The following is a 23,577-nucleotide window of genomic DNA, read 5'->3' on the forward strand; positions in this document are numbered from 1 at the left end:
ATGGCGCGGGATCGTGGTTGGTTCGTCGCCCACTGTCAACAGCCCGCTGACAGTCGGACCGGCCACGGGTGAGGAGTGAACGACCCATGTCCGTCCTGCCTAAACTGGGGGTTCTGGCCGCGACGGTTGCGCTGGCGATCAGTGCGCCGATCCTGACTCCGGCGCAAGCGGCGCCACCCGGTCCTACGCCGAAGACCGAGGCTGAGCTGTGCGCCGGCATGCACCGGCTCGTGCTGCCTGGGACCGATCAGTGCACTCGGGGGCCCGAGGTGCTGCCGAACGCTGATCTGAGTGAGAAGGCGAAGCCGCTGCCGAAGGCTGTCGCCGACGCGACTATGGCTGCCAATGCGATCGTCTGTGACGGCAATGGCGTTGCGGGTAAGCGGGTGCAGGTTCTGTACGCGCGGGAGTCGCAGCAGGCCAGCAGGTTGCAGCTGTTCCTGCCGTCGTTCAGAGCGTGGGCGCATGAGATCGACGCGGCCTACAACGACAGTGCGTTCCAGACCGGTGCCAGCCGGCACATCCGGTACGTCACGGACGCGGTGTCCGGTGGCTGCCAGGTGAATGTGAAAGAGGCCGTTCTGCCGACCGGTGGGCTGGAGACCTGGGACTCCATGGTCACTGCGCTGCAGAACCTCGGCTACAAGGACAGCACCCGCAAGTACCTGGTGTACGCGGACGCTCAGAAGGTCTGTGGCGTCGGCACGCTGTACGGCGACGACCGGCCGGGCCTGGACAACGCGAACAACAACAACACCGGGTACGCCCGCGTGGACGCGTCCGCGAACTGCTGGGGCTTCAACGCTGCTGCACACGAGCTCGGCCACAACTTCGGCGCCGTACAGTCGTCTGCCCCGCACTACAACGGGCACTGCAACGACGAGTACGACCTGATGTGTTACGGCTCCGACACCCGCGTGGTGTGTGCCGACAAGGACAACGACCGGTTGCTGGACTGCAACAAGGACGACTACTTCAACACCAACCCACCGGCCGGCAGCTACCTCGCCACGCACTGGAACCTCGCCAACAGCGACTGGCTGATCAAGAGCGCCACTCCGGACGCGCGGCCCGGGCCACGGCACGGACAGATCTACGAGTTCGTCAGTCCGTCCAGTGGCGAGGCAATCGACGTTGTCGACGGTTCGACGGCCAACCTGGCGAACCTGAGCCACCGTCCGCGCAGCGGCGCGACCAGCCAGCAGTGGCGGTTCCAGTACGAGACAGGCTGGCAGCTGCAGAACGTCAACAGCGGCAAGTGCGCAGACAGCGCCTTCAGCGGCACGGCGCCGGGCACAAGGGTGCTGCAGTACTCCTGCAACGGCCAGGACGGCATGCGCTGGACACTGCATCCACTCGGTGGTGACGTCTACGGCATCATCAACACACTGTCCGGGCTGGCCATGACGGATGCGGGGCCGCACCCGGCGGCGCTTGAGCAGCAGCCGTTCACTGGCGCTGCCACGCAGCAGTTCAGGCTCCGGCCGGTCAGCGTGCCCAACGGCACGTACCGGATCCGCTCCGAGCTGGGCAAGGACCTGGACGTCGTGGACTGCCAGGGCACCGACATCCGGATGTGGGACCGCGTGGTGGGCAGCCCCTGCCAGCGCTGGCAGGTCACGGCAGTGAGCGGCAACATCTACAAGATCGTCGACAGCAACACCGGCAACGCGGTCGAGGTCAGCGGCTGTGTGACCACGGACGCCAAGCCTGTGCAGCTTGCGCCCAGCTCCACCAACACCTGTCAGCAGTGGCAGATCACTGCGCTCTCGAACGGCGCCTATCAGATCCTCGGCGTCGGTAGTGGCAAGTCACTCGATGTTGCGGGCTGTAGCGCGGCAGCAGGAGCCGACGTGATCATCTGGCCGTTCCACGGCGGCGCCTGCCAGCGCTGGTACTTCGACGCGGTCTAGACGCTCGCTAGCTGTTCGCTGCGACGTACGCGTCGATCTCGGCCGTCAGGGTGTCCTTCACCGAGTCCTCGGCGAAGGACACCCGTACGGCGGTCTTGGCGAGCTCGCCGACACCTGCGTTGTCCAGACCGAGCAGGTCCGCGGCGACGGCGTACTCGTTGGTCAGAGTGGTGCCGAACATCGGCGGGTCGTCGGAGTTGATCGTGACGACCAGTCCGGCCTCGACCATCGCCTTCAGCGGGTGCACGTCGTACGAGGCGACCACCCGGGTGGCGAGGTTGGACGTCGGGCTGACCTCGAGCGGGATCCGGTGCTCACCCAGATAGTCGACCAGGGCCGGGTCCTGCATGGCCGACGTACCGTGGCCGATCCGCTCGGCACGCAGTACCCGCAGGGCGTCCCAGATCGTCTCCGGGCCGGTCGTCTCGCCGGCGTGCGGCAGGCTGTGCAGACCGGCTGCGATGGCCTCGTCGAAGAACGGCTTGAACTGCGGCCGCGGTACGCCGATCTCCGGGCCGCCGAGCCCGAAGCCGATCAGCCCGTCCGGACGGATCTTGGTCGCCACCCGGAGCGTCTCCTCGGCGCCGGCGAGGCCGGTCTCACCGGGGATGTCGAAGATCCACCGCAGGGTGATCCCGAGCTCCTTCTCGGCCGCCGTCCGGGCGTCCTCGATCGCCTCGCAGAACGCCTCCGGCGCGATCCCGCGCAGCTGCGACGTGTACGGCGTCACGGTCAGCTCGGCGTACCGCAGGTTCTGCCCGGCCATCTCGCGGGCGATCTCGTAGGTCAGCAGCCGGACGTCGTCCGGTGTCTTGATCAGGTCGACGACGCTCAGGTAGATCTCGACGAACTTCGCGAAGTCGGTGAACTGGAAGTACTCGGCCAGGGCCGCCGCGTCGGCCGGCACCGGCGAACCGGGGTGCCGGGCGGACAGCTCGGCGACGATCCGCGGCGAGGCGGAGCCGACGTGGTGGACATGCAGCTCGGCCTTCGGCAGCCCTTCGATGAACTCACGCGTCACAGTCATGTCCGGGATCCTAGGGAGATTCGGGCGCGGTTCGCCGGAAAATTAACAATTGACGGTCAAGTTTGCCCGGAAGTCGGGCCGGTTTAGGCGCGGGACCGCGTGAGTGGCACGATTCGGTGCGTGAGTGAGCGCTTCGATTTCACGGGTGACGAACTGGCCCCGGCGTACCGTGCGGCCGTGGACGCGATCGAGGCCGGCGACCTGGTGGTCCTGCCGACCGACACCGTCTACGGACTGGCCGCGGACGCCTTCAAGTCCGACGCCGTCCAGCGGCTGCTGGACGCGAAGGGCCGCGGCCGCGACATGCCGCCGCCGGTGCTGATCTCGGTGGTCGAGTCGCTGGACGCGCTCGCCACCGACGTCCCCGAGGCCGGCCGCAAACTGTGCGAGAAGTTCTGGCCCGGGCCGCTGACCGTGATCTGTCACGCCCAGGGTTCGCTGATGTGGGACCTGGGGGAGACCCAGGGCACCGTCGCGCTCCGCGTGCCGGACCACGAGAACACCCGCGAGCTCCTGTCCCGCACCGGCCCGCTGGCGGTCAGCTCCGCCAACAAGAGCGGCCAGGCCGCGGCTCTCGACGTGTACGACGCCGAAGAGCAGCTGGGTGACGCGGTCGCGGTCTACCTGGACGGTGGCGAGGTGACCGGCGGAGAGCCCTCCACCATCATCGACATCACCACCGAAACCCCGCGCGTGATCCGCCTCGGCGCCCTCACCCTGGCCCAGCTCCGCGAAGTGGTCCCCGAGGTAACCGCGGACGACGAGCCCTCAGTCGAGACACCCGCCGAAGATCAGCCCGCTGAGGCAGTCGCGGACGATAAGCCGTCCGAGGACAAGCCGGCCGAGGTTGTTGCGGACGAGAAGCCGGCCGAGCCAACTGAAGTGTCTAAGGATGCGTCCAAGCAGGACGAGAAGCCTGTCAATCCTGATGTGAGGCCTGCGGACTAGTGCGCGAGTACCTGCTGGTCCTGTTCGTGGCGATGGCCACGACCTTCCTGCTGACCGGTGTGGCCCGGCAGATCGCTCTCCGGTACGGCGCCGTGGCCAAGGTCCGCGCCCGTGACGTGCACAAGGTCCCGATCCCGTACTTCGGCGGCGTCTCCATCCTCGGCGGCCTGATCGCCGCCTTCGCGGTCGCCTCCAGCCTGCCGTTCCTCGGCGACAGCCTGCAGGTCGCCCACGACGGCCGCGCGATCCTGATCGGCGGCGCGGTGATCTGCGCGGTCGGCGTGATCGACGACCTCTACGAACTCGACGCGATCACCAAGCTCGCCGGTGAGGTCCTCGCCGTCGGCGTGATGGTTGTCCAAGGCATCCAGCTGTACTGGCTGCCGCTACCCGGTGGCGTGATCTCACCCTCGGCCGCGCTGCTCGCCGTACTGACCGCAGGCATCCTCCTGGTCTCCTGCAACGCCGTGAACTTCGTCGACGGCCTCGACGGCCTGGCCGCCGGTGTGACGGCGATCGGCGCCCTCGCCTTCTTCACCTACTCCTACCTGCTGAACGTCGAGCAGGACCTCGACCGCGCCACCACCTCGACCCTCATCACGGTCGCCCTGGCCGGCGCCTGCCTCGGCTTCCTGCCCCACAACTTCTTCCCCGCAAGGGTCTTCATGGGCGACTCCGGCGCCCTCCTGATCGGCCTGATGCTGGCCGCGTCCACCATCAGCCTCACCGGCCAGATGGACCCGTACGCCGTCCCCTACGAGGTAGGCGGTTCCAGCCTCCTGCCCGCACTCCTGCCACTCGTCCTCCCGATCGCCGTCCTCGCGATCCCTGCCCTCGACCTGACGATGGCCTACATCCGCCGTACCAAAGCCGGCCGCTCACCCTTCGCCGCCGACAAACTCCACCTCCACCACCGCCTCATGCAACGCGGCCACTCCCACCGCCGAGCAGTCCTCCTGATGTACCTCTGGACCATCCTGATCGCCTTCGGCGTAGTAGTCCTAGGCCTCGTCCTCACCTGGTGGACCGCCCTGATAGTCCTCACCATCGCCGTCATAGCCGTAGTCCTCACCACCGGCCTACCTCGCCGCCGCGCCACCGCAAAACCCCTCAGCAAAGTCTGACCCGTCGGCCGATACTTCTCAGTCCGGTCCACCGGTCGATGGTGCTGGGCTGAGCAGGACCCACACACCTTGGCGAAGATGGCCGGACAGCGCGCCGGGCCCTGGTTTCCGGCCCGATCGCGGACCGCCGGCACTGACCAGGCCGGTCTTCGGAAGGTCCGGCACGCTGAATCGAGCGTGAGCCGAGTCGCCGGAGCCGCGTTGGTCAGTGGCGCAGGTCCGTCGTACCGACCGACGGGTAGTGGTCCCCAGCAATGCGTCAGCGACCGCCTCGGTAGGCGGCGTGGCCTGCCGCCGGACGAACCACTACCCGCGCGTCGGTACGCCCGGGTGCTGCCGGACGCCCAGGCCATCACAAGTGAGTGGTATCGGCGGTCCCACGTGGAGAACCGCGCCGAAGGATCCAGTTGTGATGGGCTGGCGGTCCGCCCTTGATGACGGGCTGCCCTCAACCGGCCTGTCGAGTGACGCCTCGGCCGGCGTCCGGGTGAGTGCAGGGCGTGTGCCGTCGAGTGTGGCCTCTGTGCTGTTGTGCAACGCGGCGACATACTCCGCACAGTCGAGGCGAGGCTGCGGTACTGTACCGGCCGCCGCACCTGACCATGGCGAGCACGAGCGAGGACACGTGGCGACACGCGATGAAGAGTCACCGGCGGATGTCGCCGAGGCGCCCGATGCGCAACAACTGCGGCGGCTGCTGGTGACCGCACCGTTTGGGCGTGAGCAGGCGCCGTCAGTGGCCATCGATACCTTCCAGCGCCTGCACGCCGCGGGTCAGCCGGAACCGGTCGACTCGGCGTTGTTGCTGTGCACGGACTGGCGGTGGCGGCGCACCAGCGGCCGCGTGCTGGTCGGCATCCTGGCCTCAGGGATCCTCGACGACAAACAGCAGGATCAGCTTGCCGAAGATTTGCTGTGGCCCGACAAGGCGCAGTACGTGTACCCGCTCGGCTGGCTTGGCAGCGCCTTCGTCGAGATCGATCTCTCCCCGGTGCCGGGTATGGCGCGGCAGCGCACCGTCCATTCTGACCCGAAGACTCCGATGACCGCCGAACGCGACATTCGGCCACCGTTGCGCTCGTGGGCCGCGGAGCGGGTTCTCGCTCGGCACCTGGCAACCCCCAACGACGTAATGGCTCGTGCCCGTGGGTTGCCGGCCCGAGATGGCGCGGCTGCGGCAACGGGTGCTGTACATGCCGCGGACGAATTGGATCCGGCACAAGCACGCACGGTGGTGAACGCCGCCCTGCGGTGCGCTCACAAGACGCCGCGCAAGGAGCGCTGGAACAACTGATCAGATGGGGTGAGCATGATCGCGCACACGCCCTGGCCGCCGACGATGCCGACGCCGCCATCCGGGCGTGGAGCCGAAATCTCAGCACTGAGATCGCCACCCAGGGCAGCCTGTTCGACTGACATGCCAGGCTATGCGCGGCTGGTACAGATCCTCACCGATCCCGGTCATGAGGAGGAACACCAGGACATGTGCGACTGGCTTGGCCCGGACGACCGCAGTCAGTTCGACCCCACTCGCTTCGCTCCCGATGACGCCAACCAGCGGCTGTCTGCCGTCTCGCACCTCGATCCCATCGTTCCCGACGCTGAAGCAGGTTGCCGTCGGCTCAGTCGCCGCCGCTGTTCGCGTCAGGCTTCGGCGGTAGCCAATGGGTGCGGTACGCCCGCTCGATGTTGGGGTCTCCCGACTTGGAGAACCGCAGTCGCCGGCGGTCCCTGGTCCAGCTGACGTAGACAGTTTCGCTCGGTCGTAGTCCTGCGCTCTCGGCCCAGGTCCGAAAGTCCCGCAGCGCCGTACTGATCTTGGGCAGGCTGGCGACTGTCACCTGTTCCAGATATGGCACGCGCCCGCGCCGCCACTCCTCAACCTTCTCAGGCCGAACCCATCCGGTGCCCAGCAGCACATCGATCACGGTGGCGTAGCCGTTCTTGGCGATTGCGGCATTGCCGGCGGCGGCGATATCGCGCCGTAGCTTCTCTTGACTCCGGGCCAACGCTGTCCTCCCGATAGAAGTCCGACCCGACCGTGCCAGGGTAAACGCGCTCGCGGTCGCACATCCCTACCGGACAGACTTCACTCGAACCACTGGCATGCAAACCTGTGTGCAGTGGTGCAGTGGACAGCAGAAAGGGTCGGGCGGGGACCAGGCCACTGGAGTGTGTGGGCTACGTGGACCGCCCTGATAGTCCTCACCATCGCCGTCATAGCAGTAGTCCTCACCACCGGCCTTCCCCGCACCCGAGCCGCAAAGCCACTCAGCAAGGTCTAATCCGACGCAGGATTGCACGTTGTGGCAAATGGGTCGGTTGTACGGGTTTGTACCTGTCTGCGTCCACGCATGTTTGACATGGTCTTGCCGTTCCCCTCCAACGGGAGAGGTGAGAGGTGGCCTTGCTCTCGCTCTCCTGTACGGCGTCCGGTGGCGGCCCCCTGTCCCGCCCCCGGGCGCCGGGCGAGCCCTACGAAGGGTTCGACAGCTCCCGCAATCGCTTGTCCTGCTGGCGTGTCGACGGTCCCAGACTCACGACTGCGGTCACCGGAGGTGGAGTACGGGTGAGGTACGGGCAGCGCTGCGTCAGCGAGGACCCATAGCGTTTCTCGTTGAGCTCAGCCATCGGAGGAAACCGCAATGTTCACGAAGTTCTCACGATCCACCAAGCGCGCGACGATCATGTGCGCTGCCGCAATCGCGATCGTCGTCGGTGTGCCGGCGACGGCCCACGCCGACGACGAAACAGTCTTCCTGAGCGACATCGACGGACGTCAGCTCGGGTATACCAAGTTCACGGATGCGACTGACCAGATCAAGATCTGCGACACGCAGCGAGACGGGCACTCGGTGACCGCAAGAATCCGCCAGGGTAGCACCGTGTACGTCGAGGTTTCCGACGGTAGCGACGCCGGCTGTAACACCCGGTCGGTGTCGTTGGTCAACAACGATGCCTACATGCTGGAAATTGAGTGGAACGGCCCTGGAAACATCACCTGGAACTCCGGATTCTTTGCCTGAGCTTCCCGCCCGAGAGATTGCTCTAGGCCACGACCAAGTCGTTGCCTGAGGATCGGCTCCAGCACGGCGGCGGAGCAGCCCTACAACCGCGGTTGTAGGGCTGCTCTGTCTTCGGTGATGAGTGGCGTACCACGACTCCGGCCGTCGGGTGTGGGAGTGTCGCGGACCTGCACCACCGTTCACGCCGTTTCTGAGCGGTCCGGGTGGGGTGCGCTGAGCGTGAATCGGACGGGCCGCAGGGAGTATGACGGTGATGGCGGTCCGCCGCAGCCTATGTCGCAGCCCAGTTGGCGGCGTCGATCGCCCGGATTGATCGGTGTGCGCCACCCGAGGACGGTCCGGCCGATCCGGCGTACCGGGTGGTGGCGTTCTGGTTCGTGGAGCAGTCGGGAGTGCCGGCGGCAGATTTCGCTGTGGATCCGGCGCTCAGGGACCGGCTCGGCCACTGGCGGAAGCGCCCGGCCGAGACCACGGCCGCGCTGCGCGCGCTGACCAGTCGGCTGGACAGTTGTGCACTGACGATGGACCGGCTTCCGGCTGCGGACTGACCCGGACGGGGACCAGACCACTGGGGTGTGTGGGCTACCGATAAGGTGTGGTTGTACAGCGGCAGGGGACTCGTTTTGCTGACGGTGCAGACTTTGTGCTAGTTTTCACAAGCACCAGCAAAGAACTTTGACACCCCTGACCCCGCCCACCCGACGACCTGGCCGCGAGACCTGGTCGCCCGCAGGACGGAACCACCAGATGGCTTCCTCAGCTCACAGCCCAAGAGTCGCCGGCCAAGTCACTCGGCACCCGGCGTTGGCGATGCTGCGCGGCGCGTTGGCCGCGGCGCTCGTGGTCGGCCTCAATGCCGCCGCGGTATCGGCTGTTGCCGCTGGACTCAAAGGCTTGTGGGGCGCGCTCCTCGGATTGCTGATGGTGATCGTCTTCTCCGGCCTGGGGCTGTTTGCACTGCACCTTTCGCGGCATACCTCGCCGACGATGCAGCTCGCGATGGCGATGGCGTCGTACACGGGGCGGATCGCGATCTTCGGTGTCCTGCTGGCTCTTGCGATCAGCTCGGACGGCCTTGCCAGACACGTGAATCTGACCGTGCTCGGCATTGTCGCGATGGTGGTCGTGCTGGGCTGGATGGCCGGCGAGATGTGGGCCTGGTCGCGGCTGCGGGTGCCGATCTACGACCTCGACAACGAGGTGAACCCGTGACCACGCCCAGTAATGGTTTTGGTGCTGTGATTGACGTCGCGGGTACCGATGTGACCCGGCGTGTCGCGGGCTGGTACCTTTCGGGTGCCAATGAGCGAGCACAAGGATCCGAAGCCATCACCCCCGAATTCGGGCGACGGCTGGCGGGTCCTGTCCTACTTGATCGGCGGTGTCCTGCTGTACGGGGGCATCGGGTTCGGGCTGGATCGCTTGTTCGGCACCCAGTTTCTAGTACTGGTGGGCATCGTGCTCGGTGCCGGGCTCACCATCCTGCTGTTGAACTACCGGTACGGGTCGCGGTCCTGATCCCTTCGGGGAACGGTCCGATCCGCACCGGGTCTGACGTTGTTGACCGCCATGCCCTGAGCCGCCCTGCCCTTAGCCACAAGGCGTCCGACTTGAGCACGACGCGAGAGGAGACCCGGTGATTGCCGGCGTTCCGACCGAGTTCACCCCGCCCGGTCCAGAGAGCTTCAACACCACGCCGATCATCGACGGCGTTGATTGGTTCACCAAGCCTGTGCTGGTGGCCGCTTTGTCCGTCGTCGTCATCGTCTGGTTCTTCTGGGGTGCGTCCCGCAAGGCGGCCGTGGTCCCGAGCAAGCTGCAGTTCGCGGGCGAGCTGGGCTACAACTTCGTCCGCAACTCGATCGCGCGGGACGCGATCGGCAGCCAGGACTACATGAGGTTCGTGCCGTACCTGACCGGCCTGTTCTTCTTCATCCTGCTGAACAACGTTGCCGCTAGCATCCCGTTGATCCAGTTCCCGACCTTCAGCCACATCGGCTGGGCGTATGTGGCCGCGATCATGAGCTGGGTCATCTACAACGCGGTCGGCATCAAGAAGAAGGGCCTCTGGGGCTACTTCAAGCACCAGACGATGCCTGCGGGTGTCCCTGGCTGGCTGATGCCGCTGATGATCCCGATCGAGTTCATCTCGAACATCCTGGTCCGCCCGGTTTCGCTGAGCCTGCGGCTGTTCGCCAACATGTTCGCCGGTCACATCCTGCTGCTGGTGTTCGTTCTCGGCGGCGAGTACATGGTGTTCGAGTCCGGGAGCATCGCGCTCGGCGGCGTCGGCATCATCACCTTCCTGATGGGCCTCGCGATCGCCGCACTGGAGCTGTTCGTCCAGTGCATCCAGGCCTACATTTTCGTGGTCCTCACCGCGCAGTACATCGGCAGCGCAATTGCTGACGAGCACTGATCAGCAGTACCCCCACTGACCCGTAGTAACGGAAACCCGGATAGTCCCTATCCGTACTGAAAGGAAACACCGGAACCATGGTTTCTCAGCTGGCCCTCGAGTTGGGCGGAAACATCGCGGTCCTCGGTTATGGCCTTGCGGCGATCGGCCCGGGCGTCGGCGTTGGTCTGATCTTCGCTGCCGTCATCAACGGCACCGCTCGCCAGCCGGAGGCTCAGAACAAGCTCCAGTCGATCGCGTGGATCGGCTTCGGTGTCACCGAGGTTCTGGCGATCATCGGTATCGCCCTGGCCTTCGTGTTCCGTAACAGCGGCGCCTGATCTACCTCCTCTGACTGACAGGATCCAGACATGTTGACGTTGGTGCTACCGCTGGCAGAAGCAGCAGGCGAGGAACCGTCCCCGCTGCTGCCGCACACCGCAGAGATCATCTTCGGCTTCGTCTTCCTGATCCTGCTGGCCATCGCCTTCGCCAAGGTCGTCGTACCGAAGTTCGAGAAGGCGTACGCCGATCGGACCGCGGCGATCGAAGGCGGGATGAACGAGGCCAAGCAGGCCCAGGCCGAGGCGAAGGCGGCTTTGGAGAAGTACAACGCGCAGCTGGCCGAGGCCCGCTCGGAGGCTGCGAAGATCCGTGAGGACGCGCGTGAGCAGGGTGCGCAGATCATCGCGGAGATGCGTGAGCAGGCCGGTGTCGAGGCCGAGCGGATCGTCTCGCACGCTCGCACCCAGATCGACGCCGAGCGGACGCAGGCGGTTGCCTCGTTGCGCGGTGAGGTCGGGACGATGGCGACCACGCTGGCCGGTCGGATCGTCGGGGAGTCGCTGGAGGACGAGGCCCGGCAGCGCCGGACCGTCGAGCGCTTCCTGTCCGAGCTCGAGGCATCGGAGTCGGCGCGCGCGGCCGTCGGAACGGACGGCTGATGCGCGGCGCATCGAACGAGTCGCTCGCCAAGGCCCAGGAGGCCCTGGCGAGTGCCGCCGTCACCGAGGGGCTGGGGGCCGAGTTGTTCTCGGTGGCCCGGCTCCTGGACAGCACCGGTGCGTTGCGCCGCGCGCTGACCGACCCGGCCCGTTCGCGGGACCAGCGCACCGCGCTCGTCCAGCAGTTGTTCGGTGGCAAGATCTCCGCCCAGGCACAGGAGATCCTGACCATCGCCGTGGCCGGTCGCTGGGTCAGCGGCCGTGACCTCGGGAACGCGCTGGACCAGCTGAGCGTCGAGGCCGAGGTGGCCTTCGCCGACAGCGGGCGCAAGCTGGACGACGTCGAGGACGAGCTGTTCCGGCTGGACCGGATCGTCGCGGCCGAGCGGGGACTGAGCGACAAGCTCAGCGACCGCAACATCCCGGTCGCGGCTCGTCAGGAGCTGCTGGCCGGACTGCTGCGCGGCAAGGCCGACCCGGTGACGGTGCGGCTGGCCGAGCGGGCTGTCGACGGTCGCGGACGGAGCTTCGCCGGTTCGCTGCGGTCCTACCAGGTCGCTGCCGCGGCCCGGCGGAACGCGAGCATCGCCACGGTCCGGGTCGCCACGGCCCTGTCCGAGGCGGAGCGGACGCGGCTCGCCACGGCCCTCGGACGCCAGTACGGCCGGGACATCCAGCTGAACGTGATCGTCGACCCGAACGTGATCGGCGGCGTCCGGGTGGACATCGGTGACGAAGTGATCGACGCAACCATCGCGGCCAGGCTCGACGAGGCGCAACGGCGCATCGCGGGCTGATCGCCCCCCTTAACGACAGAACAGCGGCGCTAAGGGCGGCAAACCTTTAGAGCCACAACAGGCCAGCAAGGGTCAAGGAAGCAGGAAACACGAAATGGCTGAGCTCACGATCAGGCCGGAGGAGATCCGGGACGCCCTGGATCGGTTCGTCACCGACTACCAGCCGGCCGAGGCGGCCCGCGAAGAGGTCGGCACTGTTATCGACGCCGGTGACGGCATCGCGCACGTCGAGGGCCTGCCCTCGGCGATGACCAACGAGCTGCTCGAGTTCGAGGACGGCACCAAGGGCATCGCCCTGAACCTCGATGTCCGTGACATCGGTGTGGCCGTGCTCGGTGAGTTCGGCGGCATCGAGGAGGGCCAGCAGGTACGTCGTACCGGCCAGGTCCTGTCCGTCCCGGTCGGTGACGGTTACCTCGGTCGCGTCGTGGACCCGCTGGGCACCCCGATCGACGGCCTGGGCGAGATCAACGGCATCGACGGCACCCGCGCCCTGGAGCTGCAGGCGGCCGGCGTGATGGACCGCCAGGAGGTCCGCGAGCCGCTGCAGACCGGCATCAAGGCGATCGACGGCATGATCCCCGTCGGCCGCGGCCAGCGCCAGCTGATCATCGGCGACCGCAAGACCGGTAAGACGGCGATCGCGGTCGACACGATCATCAACCAGAAGGCCAACTGGGAGTCCGGCGACCCGAAGAAGCAGGTTCGCTGCATCTACGTCGCCATCGGCCAGAAGGGCTCGACGATCGCCTCCGTGCGCGGCGCGCTCGAAGAGGCCGGCGCGATGGAGTACACCACCATCGTCGCCTCCCCGGCGTCCGACCCGGCCGGCTACAAGTACGTCGCTCCCTACACCGGCTCGGCCATCGGCCAGCACTGGATGTACCAGGGCAAGCACGTCCTGATCGTGTTCGACGACCTGAGCAAGCAGGCCGAGGCCTACCGCTCGATGTCGCTGCTGCTGCGCCGCCCGCCGGGCCGTGAGGCCTACCCGGGTGACGTCTTCTACCTGCACAGCCGTCTCCTCGAGCGCTGCGCGAAGCTGAGCGACGAGCTCGGCGCCGGTTCGATGACGGGTCTGCCGATCATCGAGACCAAGGCGAACGACGTCTCGGCGTTCATCCCGACCAACGTCATCTCGATCACCGACGGCCAGATCTTCCTGCAGTCGGACCTGTTCAACGCCAACATCCGCCCGGCCATCGACGTCGGTATCTCGGTGTCCCGTGTTGGTGGCGCCGCGCAGGTCAAGGCGATGAAGAAGGTCTCCGGAACGCTGAAGCTGGACCTCGCGCAGTTCCGCGCGATGGAGGCGTTCGCGATGTTCGCGTCCGACCTCGACGCCACCTCGCGCCGTCAGCTGGACCGTGGTCAGCGCTTGGTCGAGCTGCTCCGCCAGCCGCAGTACTCGCCGTACGCGGTCGAGGACCAGGTCGTCTCGATCTGGGCCGGCACCACCGGCAAGTTCGACGACGTACCGGTCGCCGACGTACTGCGTTTCGAGCGCGAGTTCCTCGAGTTCCTGCGCCGCGACGGCAAGGTGCTCGACGGCATCCGTGAGTCGAACCTCTTCGAGGACGACGCCCAGCAGGCCGTGGTGGCCGCGCTGGACTCGTTCAAGCCGACCTTCCAGACCTCCGACGGGCAGCTGCTCGTCGGTCGCGAGGACAGCGTGGCCCTGGCCGAAGAGGATGTCGAGCAGGAGCAGATCGTCCGGCAGAAGCGGGGCTGATCGTCCATGCCGGCAACCCAACGCGAGCTGAAGGATCGTCGTGACTCGGTCACGACGATCAAGAAGCTCACCCGTGCGATGGAGCTCATCGCGGCGTCCCGGATCGTCAAGGCGCAGCAACGCGCCCAGGCGGCCGGTCCGTACGCGCGTGAGCTCACCCGTGCCGTGTCGGCGGTGGCGACGTTCTCGAACGTCGACCACCCGCTGACCACGGAGAAGCCGAACCCGAAGCGTGCCGCGGTGCTGTTGCTCACCTCGGACCGCGGCCAGGCCGGCGCCTACTCGTCCTCGGTCATCCGCGAGGGGGAGCGGCTGAACCAGCTGCTCCGCGAGGACGAGAAAGAGATCGTTTCGTACGTCACCGGCCGTAAGGGCATCGCGTACTACACCTTCCGGCAGCGCGAGATCGCGCAGTCGTGGAGCGGCGAGTCCGACGCGCCCTCGTTCGCCTGGGCCCGCGAGGTCGCGGACAAGCTGATCGAGGCCTTCCTGACCCCGACCGAGGAAGGCGGCGTGGACGAGATCCACATCGTCTTCACCCGGTTCGTGTCGATGCTGACGCAGAAGCCGGACGTGATCCGGTTGCTGCCGCTGGAGGTCGTCGAGGGCGAAGAGGCTCCGGCCGACGAGGACGTGCTGCCGCTGTACGAGTTCGAGCCGTCCGCCGAGGACGTGCTGGACGGGTTGCTGCCCAAGTACGTCGCCAGCCGGATCCACTACTGCATGCTGCAGGCGGCGGCCTCCGAGCTGGCCAGCCGGCAGCGCGCGATGAAGTCGGCCACCGACAACGCGCAGGATCTGATCGAACGACTGACCCGCGAGTACAACCAGGTGCGGCAGTCGGCCATTACCCAGGAAATCAGCGAGATCGTCGGTGGCGCCAACGCGCTGGCTGACGCCAACGCCGGGAGCGAGTGAGAGAGATGACAGCGACGGTTACCGAGAAAGACAACAACGGCACGGCCGGTGCCGTGGGCCGGGTTGCCCGGGTCATCGGCCCGGTCGTCGACATCGAGTTCCCCGCGGACGCGATGCCGGAGATGTACAACGCCCTCGAGGTGGACATCACGCTGGCCGATGTCACCGCGACGATCACCCTCGAGGTTGCGCTGCACGTCGGCGACAACATCGTCCGGGCGATCTCGATGAAGCCCACCGACGGTCTGGTCCGGGGCACCGAGGTGCGCGACACCGGTGCCGCGATCTCCGTCCCGGTCGGCGACGTCACCAAGGGCCGGGTCTGGTCCGTGACCGGCAAGTGCCTGAACCAGGACGAGTCCGAGTTCGAGATCACCGAGCGCTGGCCGATCCACCGCAAGGCGCCGGCCTTCGACCAGCTCGAGTCCAAGACCGAGATGCTCGAGACCGGGATCAAGGTCCTCGACCTGCTCACGCCGTACGTCCAGGGCGGCAAGATCGGCCTGTTCGGCGGTGCGGGTGTCGGCAAGACCGTCATGATCCAGGAGATGATCTACCGGATCGCCCACAACTTCGGTGGCACCTCGGTGTTCGCCGGTGTCGGTGAGCGCACCCGTGAGGGCAACGACCTGATCCACGAGATGGAGGACGCCGGCGTCTTCAAGGACACCGCGCTGGTCTTCGGTCAGATGGACGAGCCGCCGGGCACGCGTCTTCGCGTCGCGCTGTCGGCACTCACGATGGCGGAGTACTTCCGCGACGTGAAGGAGCAGGACGTACTGCTCTTCATCGACAACATCTTCCGGTTCACGCAGGCCGGTTCCGAGGTCTCCACGCTGCTCGGCCGGATGCCCAGCGCCGTGGGGTACCAGCCGAACCTGGCCGACGAGATGGGCGTTCTGCAGGAGCGGATCACCTCGACGCGCGGTCACTCGATCACCTCGATGCAGGCGATCTACGTGCCCGCCGACGACTACACCGACCCGGCGCCGGCCACCACGTTCGCGCACCTGGACGCGACCACCGAGCTGTCGCGAGTGATCGCGTCGCGTGGTCTGTACCCGGCCGTCGACCCGCTGACCTCCACGTCGCGGATCCTCGACCCGCAGTACATCGGCCAGGAGCACTACGACGTGGCCGTCCGGGTGAAGCAGATCCTGCAGAAGAACAAGGAACTGCAGGACATCATCGCCATCCTCGGTGTCGACGAGCTCACCGAAGAGGACAAGATCACCGTCGCCCGCGCGCGCCGGATCGAGCAGTTCCTCTCGCAGAACACCTACATGGCGGAGAAGTTCACCAACACGCCGGGTTCGACGGTGCCGCTGAAGGAAACCATCGAGTCGTTCAAGAAGATCGCGGACGGCGAGTGCGACCACATCGCCGAGCAGGCCTTCTTCAACGTCGGTTCGCTCGACGACGTCGAGCGGCGTTGGGCTGAGCTCCAGAAGGAGCTGTAATGGCTGAGGAAAGCAGCAAGCACCTCGAGGTCGCGCTGGTCGCGGCCGAGCGGGTGGTCTGGGAGGGGCAGGCGACGATCGTGATCGCCCGCACCACCGACGGTGACGTCGGTATCCTCCCCGGCCATGCCCCGCTGCTGGGTCTGCTGCAGGGTGGCACCGTCCAGGTGCGGACCGTCGACGGGGACTTCCTCGTCGCGGCCGCCCCGGACGGCTTCATCTCGGTGGCGAACGACCGGGTCTCGATCCTGGCCGAGAACGCCGAGATGGGGCACGACATCGACCTGGAGGAGGCCCGTCGCGAGCTCGAGCAGGCGCTCGCGACCGGGACCGCCGGTGAGGCCGACGCGGACGAGGTCCGCGCCGCCGAGGCCCGGGTCAGGGCCGCCGAAACAGCATCCTGAACGACCGTAGGTGGGGTGGGGCCGATCACGGCTTCACCCCACCTGCCATAATCGAACAACGTCACTGACAGTACGGTTTCTCCGGCGGTGCCCGGAGCAGTACCACCTTCGGGGCACCGGAAATGGGGTCGGCAGGGTATGAGAACAGTCCTCGATGTCGTCGGGGTCTGTCTGGCTGCCGCCGTACTGCTGATCATCGCTTTCGCGTGCCGTCGTCGCTGGTTGACCAGGGACGGCGGCACGTTCGATTGCAGCCTCCAGCTCGCCGAGAAGGACCACGGCCGCGGCTGGGCCCTCGGCCTGGCCCGCTACGTCGGTGACGACCTGCAATGGTTCCGCGTCTTCAGCCTCGCCTGGTGGCCCAAGCTGACCGTCAACCGCCGCCAGCTCGAAGCCATCAAGACCCGCCGCCCGATGGGCAACGAGCCCCTGGTCACCTACGCCGGCCACGTCATAGTCGACGCCGAGCTCCGCGACCGCACCGTCCACTTCGCCATGACCGAAGAAGCCCTCACCGGCGTCCTCGCCTGGATGGAATCCGCACCCCCGAGCACCCAGACCTACCTCTGAGCCGGGCGGTAGTAGCTCTTCCCCACCAGCGGGTCGGGCAGGTACTGCTGCTGAAGCCCCGCAGGGTTGTTGTGCGGTGAGCGGTAGCCGACGGCGTTCCCCAGGTCCTGTGCGCCCTGGTAGCGCCCCTGCCGCAGGTGCGGCGGTACGTCGCCGATCAGCCCAGCCCGTACGTCGGACATGGCCGCGTCGATGGCTTTGACGATGGTGTTCGACTTGGGTGCCACCGCTAGGTGCACGGTCGCCTGGGCCAGCGCCAAGCGGGCTTCCGGCATACCGACGAGCTGGACGGTCTGCGCTGCGGCTACGGCGGCCTGAAGGGCGGTCGGATCGGCCAGGCCGATGTCCTCACTGGCATGAACCAGCAGGCGGCGCGCGATGAAACGCGGGTCCTCACCGGCGACCAGCATCCGTGCGAGGTAGTGCAGCGCGGCGTCCGGGTCGGAGCCGCGGATCGACTTGATGAAGGCGCTGATGACGTCGTAGTGCTGATCTCCTTGCCGGTCATAGCGGACGCTCGCCTCAGCCACAGCACGCTCAACAGCCAGTACGTCGATCAGCGTGCTGCCGGTGTCGCTCAGCCCGTCGGCACTGGCGTCCAGCGCGGTCAGCGCAGTGCGAGCGTCGCCGCCGGACAGCCGCACCAGTGCGTCCTCGGCCTCGGTCGAGAGCGTCACTGCGCCGTTCAGTCCGCGCTCCTCGGTCACCGCACGACGGAGTAGCTCGCGGACGTCGTCGGCGGTGAGCGACTGGAGCTGGAGAACCAGCAGACGTGAGAGCAGCGGCGTGACCACGGAGAAGGACGGGTTCTCCGTGGTGGCGGCGACAAGTAGGATGAGCCGGTCTTCGACGGCTCCGAGCAGAGCGTCCTGCTGCGTCTTGGAGAAGCGGTGCACCTCGTCGATGAACAGCACCGTCTGGCGGTCGCGGCGACGCCGAGCGTCGTTGATGACGTCGCGCAGCTCCTTGACGCCGCTCGACAGTGCGGAGAGCGCTACGAAGTACCGGGTGTCTTGAGCGGCCAGCAGTCGCGCAATGGTGGTCTTGCCGGTGCCGGGCGGTCCGTACAGCAACACCGAAGCCGCTGTGCCGCCCTGCAGCAGTCGTCGTAGCGGTGCGCCGGGCCGCAGCAGGTGCGCCTGGCCAACCACCTCATGCAGTGTGCGTGGCCGCATCCGCACCGCGAGTGGCGCCGTACCCAGTGCATGCTCTGTGGGCTGGGGTAGTTCGAACAGTCCATCTGTGCTGGACACGTGTGCAGGCCCTCCTAGGACGCGCAGGTGATGCAAGTGCGTGCAGCCGGCCGAGCCAGCAGTCGCTCGGGGGAGATGCTCTGGGCACAACGCTCGCACTGGCCGTGCGTGCCGTTGGTGATCCGCTCCAGCGCCAGGTCCACGTCGGCCAGGTGCGTGGTGGCCGCAAGGAGCAGGGCGCTGGTCTGTGAGCGTTCGAAAGCGATCGTCGCACCCTCAGGGTCGTGCTCGTCATCTGTGGCCGTGAGCCGGGCCGCCTCGACGATCGAACTGAAGTTCCCCGTCAGCGCGGAGATCAGGTCGCGAGTGCGCTCGCGGTCCGCTTCCAGCAGACCGCGGAGCTCAGCTAGGTCTGCGCGCGCCACGGCACCACACTCTCACCCAATCACGACACCCTCTGTCGGGTATGGCGTGCGGGTTTCCGGGAGGATGGGGGCATGCTGCTGGTGCCTGGTGATCCTTTGAATCCGCGGCGGGTGGATCCGCACTTTGCGGGGCAGGCGGCGGCTGCGCGGGCGCTGGGGGTGGCGGTGGCGCGGGTCGATCATGATGCGCTCACTGTCGACGGGGTGCCGGCGGGGGAGGACGTGGTGTACCGCGGGTGGATGATGACGACCTCGCAGTACGACGGGTTTGCGGGCGCGCTGGGGGAGCGTGGGGTGTCGCTGCGGACCGGTGCGGACAGCTATCGGGCGGCGCACGAGTTGCCCGGCTGGTACGACGCGCTGCGCGAGGTGACGCCGGAGTCGGTGTGGACGGTGGGGGACGACGTTGCCGCGTTGGTGACTGCAGTGGGTGCGCTGGGGGAGGGCCCTGCGGTGCTGCGGGACTACGTGAAGTCGATGAAGCACTACTGGGACGAGGCGGCCTACATCCCGGACGTTGCGGACGTGATTGCGGTCGAGCGGGTGGCGCGGCGGTTTCTGGAGCTGCGGGAGGACTCGTTCGCCGGAGGGTTCGTCGTACGGCGCTTCGAGCAGTTCGTCGGCGTGGAGGCGCGCAGCTGGTGGGTTGGCGGGCGATGCGTCCTGGTGACTCCGCACCCGGACACCCCAGACGACGTACCGGATGGTGTCGACCTGATCGAGGTCGAGCCGCTGGTGGCAGACCTGGCGCTGCCGTTCGTGACAGTCGACCTCACGAGGCGCACCGACGGCGCATGGCGCGTTGTGGAGCTGGGCGACGGCCAGGTCAGCGACTGGCCCGCCTCACGTGATCCACAGGAACTAATCAGCGCCCTGTTCGCCCGGTAAGCCCAGCCCGCCCAAGGCTCGTCGACTGCGGTGCTGAGCCCTCGGTGGGCATGCCTACGGGCCGGCCCGTTGGGGCCGGCTGCGCAGTTGGTCGTGTCGGTGAACCGGTGGGGTTTACGGTGGTTCGGTTGTTGGGGTGGTGTTGGTGCCCCAGGGGTCGAAGTTGCTGGGTGCGTGGGCGAGCAGCTGGGTCCGGAAGGCTTCGCGGTCTGCGGCCCGTGCCGGGTCGAGAAGGGTGCTGGCGGTCGGGAGTCGGCCAGGGTGTTCGTGGGCTGGGTTGCTGCTGGCACTGGGGGTCTTTGAACCGGCGCTGTTGCTGACGCCGGCCGTGCTCTCGCCCCAGTAGTCGACGGTGGCGGTGGCGGTGCCGGTGCTGCTGTCGCTAGGACCGGGGTTGGGGGCAGGGGTGACCCAGTCGATCAGGGCGGCGAGTGCGGCACGGTCAGGCACAGGTGGCGGGTCGGCCCAGGATGGGCGGGTGACCTGGACGCCGGCTGCGGTGATCGAGATCGCCCATTGACCGTTGTGCACCGCGCGGTGATGGCGAGCGCATAACAGGGCGAGGTTTTGGAGGCTGGTCGGGCCGCCGTTGGCCCACTCGATGATGTGGTGGGCGTGGCACATCCACGGCGGGGCTTGACACACCACGCAGCCCTTGTCCCGCTTGTTCAACGCCCGGCGAATGTAGCGGTTCACGAAGCGCTGCTCGGTGCCGACATCCAACGGCTGCGAATCGCCGCCCAGGACGATCGGTAACACCGCCGCGTCACAGGCAAGGAGGCGGACTGCGCCGGCGGACAGGTTGTCACCGAAGACCAGTTCGCCTACCGCGCCAGGTCCGCTGGCCGTGCTGCCGCCGAACGCGGCGGGGGCGGCGGCGAGGGCGGCTTTGAGGTCGTTGAAGTCGATGGTGACGGTCAGGTGCGGGACGCCGGGGTAGTCGCGATTTCCGGCGGCGGCGTCCATGGTCGCTTTGAACGCGTCGGCTTGGCGCTGGTCGAGGGTCCGGGGGTCGCGTTCGCCGTCGATGGTCTTGTGGGGCTTGGCTCCTTGGTGGATCTGGGTCATCAGTTGCTCGCCGCTGGCGCCGGCCACGAACCCGGTGAACTTGACTCCGCCGTCGGTCTGCCGCAGCCGCAGGAACTCCTTGCTGACGGCTTCGTCTTCGGCTGGTTCGGGGCCGTCGGTGTCGAGTCTGGTGAGGACTGTCTGGCCGAACTTGGCGAGTTCGCGGGGGTTGGATATGCGCGCCATGTTGACCATTTGTTCTTCGGCGACGGTCAGGGTCTCGACCGGCGTACTCGACGGTGCTTTCTCGAGGGTGTTGACGATGATCTTGGCCAGGTCGGGTGACACGACCTCCGGACGAGACGGATCGGCAGGATCAGGCATCGCGGCCGCGACCACCGGGTACTTGCGTAGGGCGGTCGTGAAGGCGAGATCTTTGCGGACCTCGGCGCGATCGAGACGGTAGCGTTCCGAGACCAGCTCGACCATGTCCCGGGCACCCAGCTCCTGCGCGGCGCCCATTTCTTCCATCCGGCCCATGGTCTGCAGCTCGTCGGCCCTGAGCAGTGCCTTGGCAGCCTGAATGGTGTCCATCCGCGTCAGCAGTTCGCTGACACTCTGGGTGTACACCGGGGGCATCGCCAAGATCTCCATACCCCAAAGCTTAGACACCCCCACCGACACTTTTCGAGCTCAAAAGCCCTTATTTACAAGGGAATGTGTGGGCTGTTTGTGGGCTGGTTGCCCACTCAACTTGTCCACACCAGAGCCCGGCTGAGGGGAGCTGCGGTGGAAGGCAAGCTGGCGCATCAGGTTGCTGTCCCGACTTTTGCCGTACCGGTGTCCACCGGTCGCCTTGCTCGCGCGTCTACCCGCAGGCACTGGTTGTGCTGATGCGGGTGTGACGGGGGTCACGAGAAGGGGTCTGGGGGCATCGGGCAAGAACAGGGCGAGCCGATCGGCGGCGACCCAGCAGACGTGAGGAGTCCGATGACGCCCGACGTGGCCTTGGCGGCCATCGCGTTCCCGGGCCGGGTGCATGCTGCTCCCAGTTCGGCGGACGAGGACAGCCGGGTGCTGGAGGCGTCAGTGCGGGAGCCTGACCGGTTCACGCACATCTTCGACCAGTATTTCGGGCAGGTGCATTCGTACGTCGCCAGACGGCTCGGCAGCGATCTGGCCGACGATCTGGCCTCGGAGACGTTTCTGATCGCGTTCCGGCAGCGGGAGCGGTTCAACAGCCGCAACGGAGTGGTCCGCGCCTGGCTGTACGGCATCGCGACCAATCTGATCCGGCGGCACCGCCGGAACGAGGTCCGTGCGTGGAGAGCGACCAGCAAGCTGCCGCTGCCAGAACCGACCAGCGGCCACGAGGAGCGTGTGACGGCCCAGGTGACCGCGCAGGGCGTCAGCCGTGAGCTGGCGGCCGCACTGGCCAAGGTCTCCGCCAAGGACCGCGAGGTGCTGTTGTTGGTCGCTCTCGGCGAGCTCACGTACGACGAGGTCGCCACCGCGCTCGGAATTGCGTACGGCACGGTCTGCTCGCGGTTGTCCCGCGCCCGGCGCATCATCCGCGAATCTCTCGGCCACACCGATCCGACAGGAGCTGACTCCTGATGAATGAGCTCGAGTCGATCCGCAAGGCCTTCCCCGAGGACGACGGGCCCAGCCCGGAGGTGTCGGCCGCCGCACGCCGGCAGTTGCAGTCCCTGATCCACGAGGAGAAGCACCGCAGCCGATCCACGCTGGCACGGGTCGGCTGGATCGGCGGTGCCGTCACAGCGACCACTGCGGTCGTGACGGTGGTGGCCCTCGGCGTACCGCTGCTGCAGGGTGCCGACTCCGGAGACGTCGGTGTGGCACCCGCGACTCTGACGCCGCCGCGGCTGGCCAGTGCAAGCGAGGTGCTGATCGCCGCAGCCGTCCAGCAGGAGGCCGATGAGAAGGTGTCCGGCAAGTACTTCCGGGTCCGCACCTTGCACGTCGACACGGGCACGCGGGTCGGCAGTCCGAAGTACACGCTGAAGCGACAGAGCATCACCGAGCGGTGGATGCCGACGAAGCCCGGTGCCGAGTCCTGGTTCGGCTGGGTGGAGCTGGGCTACAAGCCGGCCACCGCCGGGGACGAGGCCAAGTGGCGTGCTCAGGGCGCACCGAAGTCCTGGGTGCAGAGCGAGCTGGTGAACCCGATCACCATGGACCCCACCAAACCGGTGGTCAACAAGATGTCCTTCCAGGACGTGCCCCCGGGCTACTACCTGTCCGGCGACAAGCCCCTCACCGCACAGCAGATCGCTGCCCTGCCTACGGATCCGGTGAAGCTGCGCGCGATCCTCGCACGGAACGTCGAAGTCCGGGACCCCGCAGCCGTCGACTACGCCGCGTACGCCGCGGCCGGGCGACTGCTGTTCGAGGCGCCTTCACCGCCGAAGCTGCGCGGCGCCGTACTGCGGGTGCTGTCGACGATTCCGGGCGTCACGATCGAGCAGAACGTCAAAGACCCGCTGGGCCGTGTCGGGACCAAGATCTCGCTGAAGACCGACTTCAGCCGGATCAAGCCAGGCGGCGAGCCGACGACGCTATTCAGCGGCGGCCGCCTGGACTACATCATCGACCCGATCCACGGCCGGCTGCTCGCCTCCGAGACCGGTGGGTTCAAGACCGGCGCGGACATCGTCCTCGAGTCCGGCTGGACCGACGACCGCCCGACCCCGCCCTCGATGGCCATTCGCTGACCCATCCCTAAGACCCGGTGCCGGCTCTCCCCGAGCCGTCACCGCGCTTCACCCTGCCCTGAACACA

General features: G+C 67.1%; 25 protein-coding genes. 20 read left to right on the top strand and 5 right to left on the bottom strand.

The annotated features are described in order from the left end of the window. Positions 1–86 precede the first annotated feature (86 nt). The gene (locus E1261_RS01515) at positions 87–1,913 is read left to right on the top strand and encodes an RICIN domain-containing protein (protein ID WP_132400543.1); all 1,827 of its coding nucleotides are present in this window, start codon (positions 87–89) and stop codon (positions 1,911–1,913) included. Positions 1,914–1,920: 7 nt separating this feature from the next. Here E1261_RS01515 and E1261_RS01520 read toward each other — a convergent pair whose 3' ends face one another. Continuing rightward, a complete protein-coding gene (locus E1261_RS01520) occupies positions 1,921–2,940 on the bottom strand; it encodes an adenosine deaminase (RefSeq protein WP_202874244.1) in 1,020 nt (339 codons plus the stop codon). Between the two features lie 120 nt (positions 2,941–3,060). Between E1261_RS01520 and E1261_RS01525 the strand changes: the two genes are divergently transcribed. From E1261_RS01525 to E1261_RS01535, 3 genes are all read left to right on the top strand, one after another. Next, positions 3,061–3,888, top strand: coding sequence for an L-threonylcarbamoyladenylate synthase (locus E1261_RS01525; protein WP_238175941.1), 828 nt, complete (start codon positions 3,061–3,063; stop codon positions 3,886–3,888). Further along, positions 3,888–5,012 carry a glycosyltransferase family 4 protein gene (locus E1261_RS01530; protein ID WP_132400549.1) on the top strand — a complete coding sequence of 375 codons (1,125 nt, stop codon included), beginning with the start codon at positions 3,888–3,890 and terminating at the stop codon, positions 5,010–5,012. The genes E1261_RS01525 and E1261_RS01530 overlap by 1 nt, the downstream gene beginning before the upstream one ends. Before the next feature lie 625 nt (positions 5,013–5,637). Then, the gene (locus E1261_RS01535; RefSeq protein WP_132400552.1) at positions 5,638–6,306 is read left to right on the top strand and encodes a hypothetical protein; all 669 of its coding nucleotides are present in this window, start codon (positions 5,638–5,640) and stop codon (positions 6,304–6,306) included. A 328-nt stretch (positions 6,307–6,634) separates the two neighbouring features. Here E1261_RS01535 and E1261_RS01540 read toward each other — a convergent pair whose 3' ends face one another. After that, on the bottom strand, positions 6,635–7,021 hold the full coding sequence (locus tag E1261_RS01540) for a hypothetical protein (protein WP_132400555.1): 387 nt from the start codon (positions 7,019–7,021) through the stop codon (positions 6,635–6,637). A 636-nt stretch (positions 7,022–7,657) separates the two neighbouring features. Between E1261_RS01540 and E1261_RS01545 the strand changes: the two genes are divergently transcribed. From E1261_RS01545 to E1261_RS01605, 13 genes are all read left to right on the top strand, one after another. Continuing rightward, the gene (locus E1261_RS01545) at positions 7,658–8,038 is read left to right on the top strand and encodes a hypothetical protein (RefSeq protein WP_132400558.1); all 381 of its coding nucleotides are present in this window, start codon (positions 7,658–7,660) and stop codon (positions 8,036–8,038) included. A 287-nt stretch (positions 8,039–8,325) separates the two neighbouring features. After that, positions 8,326–8,586, top strand: a complete 261-nt coding sequence (locus tag E1261_RS01550; protein WP_132400561.1) for a hypothetical protein — start codon at positions 8,326–8,328, stop codon at positions 8,584–8,586. Positions 8,587–8,785: 199 nt separating this feature from the next. Next, entirely contained in the window at positions 8,786–9,250 is a 465-nt protein-coding gene (locus tag E1261_RS01555; protein ID WP_132400564.1) for a Cg1360 family ATP-synthase-associated protein, read from the top strand. Positions 9,251–9,340: 90 nt separating this feature from the next. Then, on the top strand, positions 9,341–9,556 hold the full coding sequence (locus tag E1261_RS01560) for an AtpZ/AtpI family protein (protein WP_132400567.1): 216 nt from the start codon (positions 9,341–9,343) through the stop codon (positions 9,554–9,556). A gap of 118 nt (positions 9,557–9,674) precedes the next feature. Next, positions 9,675–10,457, top strand: a complete 783-nt coding sequence (atpB, locus tag E1261_RS01565; RefSeq protein WP_132400570.1) for a F0F1 ATP synthase subunit A — start codon at positions 9,675–9,677, stop codon at positions 10,455–10,457. A 77-nt stretch (positions 10,458–10,534) separates the two neighbouring features. Next, positions 10,535–10,777 carry an ATP synthase F0 subunit C gene (gene atpE, locus E1261_RS01570; protein ID WP_132400573.1) on the top strand — a complete coding sequence of 81 codons (243 nt, stop codon included), beginning with the start codon at positions 10,535–10,537 and terminating at the stop codon, positions 10,775–10,777. Between the two features lie 30 nt (positions 10,778–10,807). Next, positions 10,808–11,380, top strand: coding sequence for a F0F1 ATP synthase subunit B (locus E1261_RS01575; RefSeq protein WP_132400576.1), 573 nt, complete (start codon positions 10,808–10,810; stop codon positions 11,378–11,380). Further along, positions 11,380–12,177, top strand: a complete 798-nt coding sequence (locus E1261_RS01580) for a F0F1 ATP synthase subunit delta (protein ID WP_132400579.1) — start codon at positions 11,380–11,382, stop codon at positions 12,175–12,177. The genes E1261_RS01575 and E1261_RS01580 overlap by 1 nt, the downstream gene beginning before the upstream one ends. A 94-nt stretch (positions 12,178–12,271) precedes the next feature. Beyond that, positions 12,272–13,909: a F0F1 ATP synthase subunit alpha gene (atpA, locus tag E1261_RS01585; protein WP_132400582.1), complete on the top strand. Its 1,638-nt coding sequence runs from the start codon at positions 12,272–12,274 to the stop codon at positions 13,907–13,909. Positions 13,910–13,915: 6 nt separating this feature from the next. Next, the gene (locus E1261_RS01590; RefSeq protein WP_132400585.1) at positions 13,916–14,827 is read left to right on the top strand and encodes a F0F1 ATP synthase subunit gamma; all 912 of its coding nucleotides are present in this window, start codon (positions 13,916–13,918) and stop codon (positions 14,825–14,827) included. A gap of 5 nt (positions 14,828–14,832) precedes the next feature. After that, positions 14,833–16,287, top strand: a complete 1,455-nt coding sequence (atpD, locus tag E1261_RS01595; RefSeq protein WP_132400588.1) for a F0F1 ATP synthase subunit beta — start codon at positions 14,833–14,835, stop codon at positions 16,285–16,287. Continuing rightward, positions 16,287–16,691 (top strand): F0F1 ATP synthase subunit epsilon, encoded by a 405-nt coding sequence (locus E1261_RS01600; RefSeq protein ID WP_132400591.1) that lies wholly within the window; start codon positions 16,287–16,289, stop codon positions 16,689–16,691. Before atpD ends, E1261_RS01600 begins: the two co-directional genes overlap by 1 nt. Before the next feature lie 138 nt (positions 16,692–16,829). Next, positions 16,830–17,261, top strand: a complete 432-nt coding sequence (locus E1261_RS01605; protein ID WP_132400594.1) for a DUF2550 domain-containing protein — start codon at positions 16,830–16,832, stop codon at positions 17,259–17,261. Here E1261_RS01605 and E1261_RS01610 read toward each other — a convergent pair. After that, entirely contained in the window at positions 17,252–18,514 is a 1,263-nt protein-coding gene (locus E1261_RS01610; RefSeq protein ID WP_238175942.1) for a replication-associated recombination protein A, read from the bottom strand. The genes E1261_RS01605 and E1261_RS01610 overlap by 10 nt on opposite strands. Before the next feature lie 14 nt (positions 18,515–18,528). Further along, complete coding sequence (locus E1261_RS01615) at positions 18,529–18,879, bottom strand: TraR/DksA family transcriptional regulator (protein ID WP_132400597.1); 351 nt, start codon at positions 18,877–18,879, stop codon at positions 18,529–18,531. Between the two features lie 72 nt (positions 18,880–18,951). On the opposite strand from E1261_RS01615, the gene E1261_RS01620 reads away from it, so the two are divergent. Continuing rightward, a complete protein-coding gene (locus tag E1261_RS01620; protein ID WP_132400600.1) occupies positions 18,952–19,767 on the top strand; it encodes an ATP-grasp domain-containing protein in 816 nt (271 codons plus the stop codon). A gap of 114 nt (positions 19,768–19,881) precedes the next feature. Here the strand turns inward: E1261_RS01620 and E1261_RS01625 are convergent, their stop codons facing one another. Then, positions 19,882–21,429 carry an HNH endonuclease signature motif containing protein gene (locus tag E1261_RS01625; protein ID WP_132400603.1) on the bottom strand — a complete coding sequence of 516 codons (1,548 nt, stop codon included), beginning with the start codon at positions 21,427–21,429 and terminating at the stop codon, positions 19,882–19,884. A 336-nt stretch (positions 21,430–21,765) separates the two neighbouring features. On the opposite strand from E1261_RS01625, the gene E1261_RS01630 reads away from it, so the two are divergent. Beyond that, positions 21,766–22,392, top strand: coding sequence for an RNA polymerase sigma factor (locus E1261_RS01630; protein WP_132400605.1), 627 nt, complete (start codon positions 21,766–21,768; stop codon positions 22,390–22,392). Beyond that, positions 22,392–23,510, top strand: coding sequence for a CU044_5270 family protein (locus E1261_RS01635; RefSeq protein ID WP_132400608.1), 1,119 nt, complete (start codon positions 22,392–22,394; stop codon positions 23,508–23,510). Before E1261_RS01630 ends, E1261_RS01635 begins: the two co-directional genes overlap by 1 nt. Positions 23,511–23,577 lie beyond the last annotated feature (67 nt).

Origin of the sequence: Kribbella albertanoniae (genome assembly GCF_004348455.1) — a bacterium.
GTDB lineage: Bacteria > Actinomycetota > Actinomycetes > Propionibacteriales > Kribbellaceae > Kribbella > Kribbella albertanoniae.